Annotated in this window: 10 protein-coding genes; all 10 read left to right on the top strand. The window is 30.6% G+C overall.

The annotated features are described in order from the left end of the window. The first annotated feature begins 735 nt into the window (after window positions 1–735). Complete coding sequence (locus Q0912_RS01210; RefSeq protein WP_299111120.1) at window positions 736–1719, top strand: acyltransferase; 984 nt, start codon at window positions 736–738, stop codon at window positions 1717–1719. A 71-nt stretch (window positions 1720–1790) separates the two neighbouring features. Beyond that, window positions 1791–3230: a lipopolysaccharide biosynthesis protein gene (locus Q0912_RS01215; protein ID WP_299111122.1), complete on the top strand. Its 1440-nt coding sequence runs from the start codon at window positions 1791–1793 to the stop codon at window positions 3228–3230. A 293-nt stretch (window positions 3231–3523) separates the two neighbouring features. After that, window positions 3524–4510 carry an O-antigen ligase family protein gene (locus tag Q0912_RS01220; protein WP_299111124.1) on the top strand — a complete coding sequence of 329 codons (987 nt, stop codon included), beginning with the start codon at window positions 3524–3526 and terminating at the stop codon, window positions 4508–4510. A 127-nt stretch (window positions 4511–4637) separates the two neighbouring features. Next, a complete protein-coding gene (locus Q0912_RS01225) occupies window positions 4638–5573 on the top strand; it encodes a GNAT family N-acetyltransferase (protein WP_299111127.1) in 936 nt (311 codons plus the stop codon). A 121-nt stretch (window positions 5574–5694) separates the two neighbouring features. Then, window positions 5695–6234: a hypothetical protein gene (locus Q0912_RS01230; RefSeq protein WP_299111130.1), complete on the top strand. Its 540-nt coding sequence runs from the start codon at window positions 5695–5697 to the stop codon at window positions 6232–6234. After that, window positions 6227–7375: a CapA family protein gene (locus Q0912_RS01235; RefSeq protein WP_299111132.1), complete on the top strand. Its 1149-nt coding sequence runs from the start codon at window positions 6227–6229 to the stop codon at window positions 7373–7375. The genes Q0912_RS01230 and Q0912_RS01235 overlap by 8 nt, the downstream gene beginning before the upstream one ends. A gap of 120 nt (window positions 7376–7495) precedes the next feature. After that, a complete protein-coding gene (locus Q0912_RS01240; protein ID WP_299111134.1) occupies window positions 7496–8641 on the top strand; it encodes a hypothetical protein in 1146 nt (381 codons plus the stop codon). A gap of 3 nt (window positions 8642–8644) precedes the next feature. Further along, a complete protein-coding gene (locus Q0912_RS01245) occupies window positions 8645–10219 on the top strand; it encodes an asparagine synthase-related protein (RefSeq protein WP_299111136.1) in 1575 nt (524 codons plus the stop codon). A gap of 4 nt (window positions 10220–10223) precedes the next feature. After that, on the top strand, window positions 10224–11348 hold the full coding sequence (locus Q0912_RS01250) for a glycosyltransferase family 4 protein (protein WP_299111137.1): 1125 nt from the start codon (window positions 10224–10226) through the stop codon (window positions 11346–11348). Next, complete coding sequence (locus Q0912_RS01255) at window positions 11324–13465, top strand: bi-domain-containing oxidoreductase (protein ID WP_299111139.1); 2142 nt, start codon at window positions 11324–11326, stop codon at window positions 13463–13465. Before Q0912_RS01250 ends, Q0912_RS01255 begins: the two co-directional genes overlap by 25 nt. The last annotated feature ends 19 nt before the right edge of the window (window positions 13466–13484 follow it).

A 13484-nucleotide genomic window follows, 5' to 3' on the forward strand; every position in this document is an offset into this window, starting at 1 on the left:
TCGCAAAATTATTTTTAGGGGCAAAAGCATATGAATTAATTCGATGGAGGGTAGTATTTTGTTCGATGAATGCAACAAAAGTCTAGGCCAACAAAAAAATCAGATATTTTGCCAGTATAACAATGAAAATGGAATTCTAAATAATGAGAATTTTTTGTATGGTTAAGTGCCAAATACCATACGAGGCTTAGGGATTTTCAATGCTATTAATTTAAGGGTTAACTATTGTATAAGACACATACATTGAATAAATAGTCACAAGAATTAATGTTTGTCTTAAATAATGAGTATTTTATGTTTCAGGTATCATAACTTTTCTTTTTAGTAATTAATGAATTTATAGCAAGAATATCTTATGCCTCCATCGATTGAAAATGAACCGAAAAGACTTCTGTAGTCGTAAAAATAAGGGGTTAAAAGGGTAGCAGTATGTATTGTGATACTGCTGAAAAAAGAATTATAATTTATAGACTTACGTCTGCTTCTCATAAACTATCTTGAGGGAATTTATAGTTTAACTGACACAAATATAATGGTTTGTGTTTAAAATTCCTAGGCTGATTAGATTATTTGAGAAGAACTTTTCCTACGAAACATAAAAAGATGAAATGCTATTAATTTAAATCTTTTAAATCAATAGTATAGTCTTGGATTTATTTTAGATTTGTAATAGAATGATGGGCGCTAAAAAAATAGTTAGATTGTTAATTGTATCAGCTACAATTATTATGTAATATGGGTAGATTAAAAGAATTAGACTGTCTAAGGGGAATAGCTTGTATCTCTGTATTGTTATTTCACTATACAACAAAGTATTCAGAAATTTTTGAGACTAATTTAACAACGGGCTTATTAAATTTTAAGTTCGGTGGTATTGGGGTGGATTTATTTTTTATTATCAGTGGGTTTGTCATATTCTTGACTGTTAAGAATAATACTAATCCTTTGGAATTTGTTTTTAAAAGGTTTTCTAGGTTATATCCTATTTTTTGGATATGTGTAATCATTACATTTTTTACTATAAGACATAGTGATTTAGTGAATTACCATAGAAGTTTTGGTGAATTATTGGTTAATTTAACTATGGTGCCAGATATATTTGGAGTTAAAAGAGTAGATGGTGTTTATTGGTCTTTACTTCCTGAATTGGCTTTTTATTTCTTGATGTTCTTATTACTTGTTATGAGAAAAATAAAGCATATAGATTTAATATGTTTTGTTTGGTTAGTAGCCATTGCTCTAAATTCTTTTCACGATATTATGCCGATAAGGGTTTTGTTTAACTTGAAGTTTGGTTATTTTTTTGTTATTGGGATTAACTTTTATAAGTTGAAATATAGAAAATCCAGATGGTGGAATCATGCATTGATTGCTATGTCGTATTTAGTTTCATTTTTTGTAATTGATTCAATTCAAAAGCATATTATTCTATTAACGTTTATTTTCATTTTTTATCTTTTTGCATACGATAGATTGAAATGGATAAATCATAAGTTTTTAGTTACTGTAGGAGAAATTTCATATGTTCTATATTTATTACATCAATTCATAGGTTATTTTATTATATATGAATTAATAGAATTGGGTGTGAATAATAGTATAATTTTGCTATTAGTGCCTACTACATTAATGTTAGTTTTGTCATATTTTATTACTTTTTATGTTGAAAAACCAATCGTTAATTTTTTAAGAGGATTGAATTTTAGTTTTAAAAAATAATACAATTTTATCTAAAAACCCTGAGCCTAAGTCTATGATACATCTATTAAATGTTTATCTAACTACTTGTAATGAGTAAAAAAACAATTACATCATTTATATGGAGTTTTAACTCTAGAATTTCTACAGTTTTTTTTGAGTTTTTAACGCAATTAATATTAGCAAGAATATTATTGCCAAGTGACTTTGGAATTATCGCTATTGTTATGGTCTTTATTAGCTTTGGCAGGACTATTACAAATGCAGGCCTATCTCAAGCATTAATACAAAAAAAAGATATAACAAAAGATGAGATTAGTTCAGTATTTTATTTTAATCTTTTACTTGGAATAGTATTTACTACTACTATTTTTTTAACCTCGAGCTTTGTTTCGGAGTATTACTCCATACCTCAACTAAAAAATATCTTAAGAGTAGTTTCAATAATACTTGTAATTAATGCTTTAGGTATTGTGCATGATGTTATACTAACTAGAAATTTAAATTTCAAGGCTAAATTCTATGTTAATTTGATTTCAATTTTGGTAGCTTCATCTGTAAGTATCAGTTCGGCAATTTATGGAGTTGGTTTATGGGCTTTGGTAATTCATGTAATTCTAATTCAAACTATAAGAGTATTAATATTATGGAAGACCACAAGTTGGAAGCCAGAGAAGAGTTTTAAATGGGATGCTGTTAAAGAGTTGATTCCCTTTGGAGCGAACATTTTATTGTCTTCTATATTTACAGGGTTTAGGATTAATATTTTTGCTATAATATTAGGTAAGGCATATTCAGCAGAACAGCTTGGTTATTACAACAGATCTAACCAACTTCAAAATATGACTTCAAAAACCTTTACTACGTCTTTGCAAAATGTGTTATTTCCTGTGTTTTCTAAACTACAAGACGATATTAGATTGCTTAAAAATGGATTAAAAAAGTCATTAACTTCTCTGTTCTTTATTATAACGCCTTTAATGATTTTTTTTTATTCAAATGCAGAAGAGATTATTTTAGTTTTATTAACCGAAAAGTGGATTGAAAGTGCAACTTATTTAAAATTGTTATGTTGGATTGGTGTTTTGTATCCAATACAAATGATGAATCTTAATGCTTTAAAAGCACTTAACTTATCTAAACAATTTCTTTATATGACTTTACTGTGGGATATTCTATCAATATTTTCCGCAATAGTAACTTCAGTTTTTAGTATCGAAATAATGATAATTGGACAGATTAGTATTACATTATTCTGCATTATTCTAAATATACTTTTAAATGGAAAATTTTATAAGTATCTACTAAAGGATCAATTCATGGATCTTTTACCTTTTATCATAATAAATACGATTTACTTTTTTGCTTTAAAATTTTCTTATAACTATATAGAAGTAAGTTTATATTTGTCTATTATTCTAAAGGGTTTATTGGCCGTTATTATTTATTTATTTATCACATTCATATTAAATAAAAGTTTCCTTATAGAGTTAATGAAAGGACTAAAAGCAGTAGTTAAGACTAATAAATAGAGCCTATTTATGGATAAATTAAAAATTAATATAATTAGCTGTTAAGAACTATGGGTAGAGCAAGATTAAATCATTTTGTTTTTTTGCTTCTTATATTGATATCTCTAATGCCTGTAGTAGATATATTTTATCCAGCGAAGCTTGATGGGGTATCTAGGGTAGTGCCAAAAATATCCAAGTTTTTACTAGTAGCAAGTTTAGCATTTTTTTTTATTAATAATCAGCAAAAATGGTGGTACAAGAATAGAATTAGTAGACTATTAGTGTTTTTTATGTTTGTCCATTTTTGTTATATGTTTGTTACTGCAAATAACTTACAGGATGACTTTTATAAAGTTTCTAAATCATTGATATGGTTTTTTGGCTTTTTTTTATTCTTAAATATTGGCTATAAGAATACAATTAAGGAACGTTATGTGAAACACTTCTTTGTTGTATCGATAATACTTCTATTTGCATTGGTTATAGCAGGTACAACAAATGAAGCGCTGTTTAAAACCAATAGAGACTATGGGGCATCAAACTTTGCCTATTATTTATTATTTGCATTCCCTTATCTATTTATGTTTAGAAACGTATCATATAGGTCGGTACTATTTGCTGTTATTACCATCGGCGTTGCTATTTCTTTTAAAAGAGGGACAATGCTTTCTTTTGTGCTAATAGTTGCTTATTTAATGCTATTCAGTAATTTAAAAGGGATAGCAGGAAAACGATTCTCTAAATTATTCAGAGTACTAATTATTTGTGTGGTTTTTTTAGTTTTATATCAGGTAGTTTTTTTAAATTTTGATAGCTATGTAGATAAATTTTCTGATATAAAAGAGCTACAAACTGGTAATATTGATGATGTGGGTTCAGGAAGAGGTAAACTCTATTGGTTACCTATAGAACGATGGTTGAACTCTAATCCATTTAATTTTATATTTGGTTATGGGTTTGATGCAACACCACAATTTTACCCAACTACGGGAGTGCTAAAAGGAAAGTTTTATGCGCACAGTGATTTTGTTATGTTAATACATGATTATGGTATTATCGGACTTTCGATTTTAATCAGTTTATTTTACAGATTTTTTAAGTATATAAAAAGCAGTAAGATTATGACAAATAAAGTACCTTTAGTACTTCTTTTTATAGCGCTATTAATCAAATCAATTTTTTCCGGGTTTATAATTTATGAATATAGTATTTATGGATTTGCAGTACTAGGTTATATAATAGGTAGGCAAAGACGACAATTAATAGAAGGAAGATTACACTATGATCAACAATTATAAAATAAGAGTATTCAATAATCTTGAGAATCCGACCCTGAAAAAAAGTTGGTTAGCATTACAAGATCAAGCTAATACATTTCCTCAAATGTATTTTGAGTGGATTGAGTCATGGTGTAAAAATACTCAAATGCAAAATTCACTTTATGTGGTAACAGTTATTGATCAAAACCAAAAAGTTGTAGGTATTGCGCCGTTTTATATTCAGAATAAGTTTGGTGTAAAAGTATTGCAAAGCATCCCTGTGCATTTTGGTGATTTTTATGAAGTAGTCATAGCAAACCAAGACGCTGTTAAACTAATAATAGATCATCTTAAGTCTTTTAAAAAATGGAATGTTGTAAAAATTTTTAATTATAACAATACATCAAATACATTCAATCTGTTTATAGATAATGGATTTACGTCAAAAAAAATTGTAGATATTTTATCACCTAAATTTAAACAATTAACATTTGATGAGTTTCTAAAAACTATATCAAAAAATTCCAGAAATCAATACAAAAAGAAATTACGTCGCTTAACCAGAGAAGGTGAAATTAGTTTTGTTGTTGCCAAAACCTGGCAAGATTATATGGAGCATTTTGAGAGTACAAAAAAGATTTATAATATGAGATGGGAGGGGGATGATAGACCACTATTATCTGATGATTATTACAAAATGAGGAATGAAGCATTGCAACCATTGTTTGAAAAAGAAAAAGCATTACTCTATTTACTAAAACTAAATAATGAAACTATTGCTTTCCGTCTTGGGTTTTTGAATAATAAAACCTTCTATGACTGGAAAGTAAGTCATAATCCTAAGTTCGATTACTATTCTCCTGGGTTTTTAACTGTTGGTTTAATTATAGAGCATCTTATAAGTACTGATAATCATGCTTTCAATTTTATGACAGGTAATTATCAATACAAAAGGTCCTGGACTAATAATAATGAAGATAGTACTAATTATGAATTATTATATGCTAAGAGATTTAGTATTGGAGAATTGTACTTAAGATACAGAGAGACATATCGCGATAAGCTTAAAGAGATTGCAAGTAAAATAAAAAGGACTAAATAGTATAGTTAAGATTGTGTCTAATATTAAGAACTTATATAAACAATTTGGGATCTTTTATCTAGTAAAGGCCTTATTTAAACGTTTATTATTACCACTGGTTAAGATAACATCGTTCTTTGTTATGGCAATTGATGGTCATAATCCTGTAAAGTTAGATATGGATTTTATCGTAGTAAATGCTAATAACTTAGAGCAGTTTTTAAATGGAGAAATAGCATTTAGCGACAAAATGAAGAGGCAACTTTTATCGTTTATACCGCAATCTACAATTGCGATAGTGATGGTAAGGGATAAAGAAGTAGCAGGTTGGGGATTTGTTCAAAAGGCTAACCTTAGTAAATATGCAGGTTATGATTATATGATACCAAAAGGAACACATTTGTTGAAAAACCTTTTTGTAGAACCAGATTTTCGAGGACAATCTATAGGTAAGGACATTAATTTGGCTAGGGTAAACTCTATACCAGATCATATTTTACCTACTGTATTTGTTGTGCCGTCTAATAAATATGCTATTAGAAATTTAGAGATGTACGGTTTTTCTAAACAAGTCTATGTAAAGGATTATCTTTGGTTTAATAAATATCATAAACGTAGCCTTAGAGTAATTGGGGAAAACGATATAGCTAAAGTTATTATATCAGGATTTAAAGATGCATAAAGAAGAAATTACAATAATCATTGGAGGTGATGTTTATCCTAAAGGAAAGGTTGAACCTTATTTTATAAATGGTCAAGCCGAGGATATCTTTAATGATGTATTGCCAATTTTTAAAGAAGCAGACTATACCGTTGTAAATTTAGAGTGTCCTTTAGCAGATAAAGAAATACCAATCTTAAAAGATGGTGCAGCCTTAAGAGCAGTTACTAAAACGGTTAATGGTATGAAGGCATCAGGAATTGATGCCGTAAACTTATCTAATAACCACATTCTAGATCAAGGAGCTCAAGGTATAGACTCTACCATAAATACATTGTCTGATAACCAAATCGCCTATTTTGGAGCTGGAAAGAATTTAGAAGCGGCAAGTGAAACGCACATTGTCACAATTAAAGGTAAAAAAATTGCTTTTTTAGGTGTGGCAGAGCATGAGTTTACCATAGCTACAGAAACTTCACATGGGGCAAACCCATTGCATATACCTAATAATATAAGGCAAATCAGAGCACTTAGAAAACAAGTTGATTACATAGTGATGTTATATCATGGCGGTAAAGAACATTATGTATACCCAACTCCAAATCAACAAAATATATCACGATTTTTTATTGAAGAAGGTGTTGATATTATTATAGCACAGCACTCTCATATTGCAGGAAGCTATGAGAATTATATGGGTAAACCTATAGTCTATGGACAAGGTAATTTTCTTTTTGAAAAGCTCTCTAGAAATTATAAAAGTTGGTTTGAGGGTCTAATTGTTAAATTGAAATTAAATAGCGATAAAATAGATATTAGTTTTATACCCATTGAACAGTCTAAGAATTTCATAGGTGTAAAACAGATGGATACAGAAGCATCTCATATTATGTTGCAGCAATTTAAGACACATTCCGATAATGTTAAAAATCCGCAATTTGTTAAAGAAGAATGGAAAAAACTATGCACTAAAGAATTAAACCTTTACAAAAGTCGTTTACATGGACATAACCGATTACTTCGCGTATTAAATAGAAAAATAAACTTCGCTAAATGGCTTTACCCAAAGTGGAAAAGCATAATGATACGTAATGTTGTAGAATGCGAAACGCATAGAGAAGGCTTGGAGACCTTATGGAAAGATGATGAGATAGATTTTTAAAACTAAACATTAATGGACATATATAATAGTTTTAGAATCTAAAAAAGCTAGGTATATTTACCCCATTATTATTTCTAAGCAAAATGTTTAGTATAAAAACATCCACAAACAATAGTTTAGGTGAAAAAAATTAACAAGAGGAATATTATTGCTGCATATGCCAGATGGCTATATCTAAAAAAAGCTTGGCGTACCAATAAAAAAATTGTGATTATTGAAAGTGACGATTGGGGCTCAATAAGAACTTCTGGTAAAGAAGCTTATAGAAACTTGCAAAATCTGGGCTACGACATGTCTAAATCACCATATACTCTTGATGCCTTAGAATCAAATGAGGATATGGTTGCTTTATATGAAACCTTACATGCCGTTAGAGATGTGCAAGATAATCCAGCTTCAGTTACTGCTAATATGATATTGGCAAATCCAGATTTTGAAGCTATTCAGAATAATAACTTCAGCACATACAAATACGAAACCGTTGATACAACTTTAGGAAATTACCAAGGTCGAGATCAAGTAAGAGATTTGTGGAAAGAAGGTTTAAAAACTAATATGTTTTTTCCTCAACTCCATGCAAGAGAGCATGTACGTTATTGGGATTGGATGACTGATTTAAAACAAAACAAAGCGGAAGCATTAGAAACATTTAAGCTAAAAATGTGTGGTGTGCCACGTGTGGTATCTAAAACTTCAACAAGTTATTATCATCCACCATATATAGATGACCAGATATTGAAAAATGAAAATGTTAATCTGGATAATCTAATATCTGAAGGCGCAAAACTTTTCAAAGCCGAATTTGGATTTGGTTCAAAAACAACGATAGCACCAAACTGTGGTTGGACTGAGTCAGCTGAAAAAATATGGAATAAAAATGGGGTTAAATTTATTCAAGGCGGGTTTCTTCAAGAGCATCATATGAAAAACACCACAAATTACATTCCACATTATTTAGGAGAGAAATCAAAAATTAATGACATGCTCTATTTAGTAAGGAACTGTACTTTTGAACCTTCCAAATCTAATAATAGTGATTATTGGCAATCAACTTTCAAAGAAGTTGAGAGGGCATTTAGTAAAAAGACTCCAGCTATTATATCGAGTCATCGGGTTAATTTCATTGGTTCGATAAAAGAAAAGAATAGAGAAAATGGATTAAAACAACTTAAGCAGTTGTTAGAAAAAATTGTACAACAATATCCTGATGTAATATTTTTAAATAGTCATCAGTTGGGAGATATGATAGCTAATGATAATTCATAGTTTATGGCATTTGTAGAGACCTCAAACCATTTATTTCAACCACCAAAGTATAAATCCAAAACAAAATATTTTGACGATTATAATTCTGCATTAAAACATGCAAGTGAGACCGTTAACATAGACATTGGTGCTATACAATCATATTTGTCTTTTGGATATATATGTGGAAACAGAACATTGTTAAAAGAGGTTGAAAGACAGCCATGGCTATCAAAAATCGTTAATAATGAAGCGATTTTAAGTCAGGTTCCTGAGCATGGGTTTTATACTGAGGATTATAATACTTTAGCCGATATATTTTTTAAATTATTATTAGATGAAATGCGAGAAGTCATCAAAGATTTTGATGATATTTATGTGCTTTTATCAGGTGGGTTAGATAGTAGAATAGCTGCAGGTGTATTAAAATTTCTCTATAATAATGGCGAATTAAAATCTGTACCAAAGGCCGTATCGTGGGGCTTAAAGGACTCTAGGGATGTTGTCTATGCTCAGGAAATTGCCAAAATATTAGAATTTGAATGGATTCATGTACCATTAACTCCAGAGTTAGTGATAAAGAACATCCATGTCACCTCAAAAGAATTAGGTTTGTTACATTCACCAGAGATGCTACATAGTATGTTGTGGTTTAAGAATTTACCCAAAAAATCGTTGGTCATTGCTGGTAGTTTTGGTGACTCTATAGGTAGAGCAGAATTCAGTAACCTACACTTGTTGCAATTAAAACATCCAAAACCTTTAGATAAGTTTAATATTTTACAACCCACTGCTCGCGATATCGGACAGCAAATCGTATCAGAAGATATTGATAATTTATTTCAAAGAACCCCTGACGCTAAATCATTTGCTCATTACGAACATTTTATGCAAGGTTATCGAATGCGAGGAGGGTTATGCAATGCATTGTCTGTAATTAATGGTAATGCAAAAATTTATCAAATATTCACAGCTCCAAAAGTCTATGAGTTTATATGGTCTTTACACCCATCTATAAGAGGAAATGAAATCTATATCAAACTCTTTGAAAGGCATTTACCTAAATTGTCACAATTCCCATGGGCAAGAACCAATAAAGCTTTAGGGGGGAAAACTAAAGGCGCAATTAAAGGATTGAGATTGCATTATCATGAATATACAAAGTGGTCAAAGAACGAATTAAGAAGTGAATTAGAAACACTCATTGATTTTGATTGGTTTAAATCTTTAAACCTATTTGATATGCAAAGTTTAGATATTTTAAGAACTATAATTAGAACAAGTGAAGTAAGGGTTGGTAGAGCTAATGATATATGGTTTTGGTTAGCTGGGTTTAGAGTATTTATGGATCATCTGAGTGATATAAATAAATCTGTTGTTAAATTAAATTTTTCTGACCCTATACCTCAGAAACAAAGTGAGCACAAAACATCTTTAAAAGAAAAACTAAATCATAATGTATTAAATAAAAGCGCTCTGGTTAATTCAATGTCCAAAGACCTTAGAACACATTATAGAACTTATGAAACCAAAAAACTTAAAAAGAGACTTTTAGAAAAATACCCACCAAAACCACTAAACAGAGATTTGTTTTTATAGATTGATGAAGAAAAAAGTATTGATATTAAGTGTACCGCCGCCATATGGAGGAGGAGAAATAAGAGCTAAGCAATTGTCTAAATACTTTTCTCAATACTCTGAATTTGTAATCATTGAAAATTCAAATAAATCTAAAAATAAGTCTAACCAAGGTAAGATTTCAATAAGTAACGTATTTATTAATATAAGATATATTATTCGTAATGTCTTAACCATTGTTAAAAACAGACCAGCTTTGGTTTATATGTCTATTCCTAAAAATTTTATTCCGCTTCTAAAAGTATTGCCGGTTTTGTTAACAACAAAGTTGTTTGGTGGCAAAGTAGTCGGGGAGTTAGCAGGAAGAAATTTTTATTTTCTAGAAACTAAAGGTATGTCATACAGTCTAGGCTTAAAAATCCTAAGGCTATTCAACTCCATTAGAGTATTAGGAGAATCCGTTAAATCAACGCTAAAAACATATGGTTTAAATAGAAATATTGTAATTGATAATGGTGTTGATATACCAAATCAGAATAAAAATAGTGTAAAATCTATTAACGCCTCATCACGTATAACAATCGGTTTTGTTGGCGCGTTGCACGAAAAGAAAGGGATATATATACTCACAGAAATTGCAAATTTACTGAAAACTAACAATGTGAATTTTACTTTAGAAATAGCTGGCGAATGGGGAAATGATAAGGACAAAATGGATATTCAAAGTTATATTAAAAAGAATAACTTAAAGAATAATATAAAATTCTTAGGTCTTATACATAATGAGACCAAATGGGAGTTCTATAAAAGAATAGATATTTTTATATTACCATCTTATAATGAAGGTCAGCCCTTGGTTTTAATTGAAGCTATGGCATTTGGTATCCCTATCATTTGTTCTGGTGTTGGTGCAATTCCAGATACAGTTAATTCGGGTTACAATGGCTTTATTATAGAAGAATTTTTAGCAAAGAAATATGTTGCAAAAATTAAAAAACTTCTAGAAGATAAGCTTCTATATGAGAAAGTTTCTTCGAATAATTTAAATACCTTTGCCGAAAGATTTAGAGTAGAAAATTATTTCGAAAATATCCATACTTGGATTAATGCAAATTCAGATAATAAATGCAACAACTCACACAAAAATTAGGTTCTGGAGATATGATAATACAAGATGTACCTTATCCACAGTTAGGAAAAGGTATGGTGATTGTTAAGAATCATTACTCTATAATAAGTGCAGGTACAGAAGGCTCTACTGTTGTTGCAGCTCGAAAAAGTTTGATAGGAAAAGCTAAAGAGCGACCACAGCAAGTAAAGCAAGTCATTGATACATTAAAGAAGCAAGGGCCAGTACAGACGTATAGAGCCGTAATGAAAAAATTAGATGCATACTCACCTTTAGGTTATAGTTGTGCTGGTGAAGTTATTGAGGTAGGTGAAGGAGTCACTGAGTTTGAGGTAGGAGACAAGGTTGCTTGTGCAGGTGCAGGCTATGCCAATCATGCAGAAATTGTTTCTGTTCCAATTAACCTTTGTGTTAAGCTTAATAATAATACTAGCCTAAAAGATGCTGCATATAATACCTTAGGAGCCATTTCTATGCAAGGAGTGCGTCAAGCAGATCTACGATTAGGAGAATCATGTGTTATTATAGGACTAGGATTACTTGGTCAAATTGCAGCACTAATCTTAAAAGCTTCGGGTGTTACAGTTATAGGAATTGATGTTTCTGAGGCTGCGGTAAATCAAGCCGTAGAGAATAATGTAGTTGATTTAGGACTTACACGAAATGCCGCTGGTGTGGAGGAACAAATCCTTAATGCTACTTATGGTCATGGAGCAGATGCAGTTATTATAGCAGCTGCAACCTCTAGTCTAGACCCTATAAATTTTGCTGGAGCTATTACTCGTAAAAAAGGAAAGGTTGTGGTTTTGGGTGCTGTGCCTACTGGATTTGATCGCGATCCATTTTGGTATCGAAAAGAACTAGAACTTAAAATGGCTTGCTCTTATGGTCCTGGGCGCTATGACTTAAATTATGAAGAGAAAGGTATTGATTATCCACTGCCCTATGTACGCTGGACTGAAAAGCGTAACATGGAAGCATTTCAAAACCTAATAGCTACAAAACGAATAGATATAGGATATCTCACAACTCACGAGTTTGAGTTTGATAATGCAAAAGACGCCTTCGATTTAGTTGTATCTAGATCTGAACCCTTTACAGGAATTGCCTTAAAATATAATACCGATAGAGCAGTATCTAAAGAAAGAATACTAACCTCAGATAATGATACACTTGGAAAAGTAAATATCTCATTTATAGGTGCCGGAAGTTATGCCCAAGGGAATTTGTTACCCAATATTCCTGAATCATCTGAAGTCGGGAGAGTAGGAGTTTTGACTAATACTGGTACCACATCTAAACGTGTAGCAGAAAAATTTAAATTTCAATTCTGTGCAACAAAAGAAGCAGATGTTTTAGATGATAATACAAATACAGTTTTTGTAGCTACACGTCATGATTCTCACGGTCTTTTTGTTTTAAAAAGCTTACAGGCTAATAAACACGTATTTGTAGAAAAACCTTTGTGTTTAAAAGAATCTGAGTTAGAAGATATTATTGAAGCCCAATCCAATATGAAAAAATCTGTGATGGTTGGTTTCAATAGGCGATTTTCTCCTTTAACAACTAAACTTAAAAAAGCGCTTGGTAACAATCCTATGACTATGATATACAGGATTAATGCTGGTGCAATTCCAAAAGATACCTGGATACAAGATGCTGAGATTGGAGGTGGAAGAATTCTTGGAGAAGTCTGCCATTTTATTGATTATTTAACTTATCTCAACGGAAGCTTACCGACTAAAGTTTCTGCAGTAGCACTTCCTGATGCAAATCAATTAAATGATACGCTTAATATTTTAATTCAGTTTGAAAACGGATCTTCTGGAGTAGTTGGTTATTATGCCAATGGTTCAAAAACTATGACCAAAGAATATGTTGAGGTATTTTCTGCGGGTATGTCAGCAATTTTAAACGATTTTAAGGAACTTAAAATTTATGGAAAAGGAAAACCGAAAAAGACCAAAATCTTAAATCAGAACAAAGGTCAAAAAGAAATGGTTACCTCTTTTGTTAATGGTCTATTAGCTGAAGGGCAAGCTCCAATTTCTTTCAAAGAAATAGTAGCTGTAACCAAAGCATCTTTTAAAGTTTTAGATTCTATAAAACAAGGCGGAAAGCAAATAGAAGTAAAATAAGTATCAATTTTTAAATTGA

It is taken from the genome of uncultured Winogradskyella sp. (genome assembly GCF_947498345.1).
In the GTDB taxonomy this organism is placed as follows: domain Bacteria; phylum Bacteroidota; class Bacteroidia; order Flavobacteriales; family Flavobacteriaceae; genus Winogradskyella.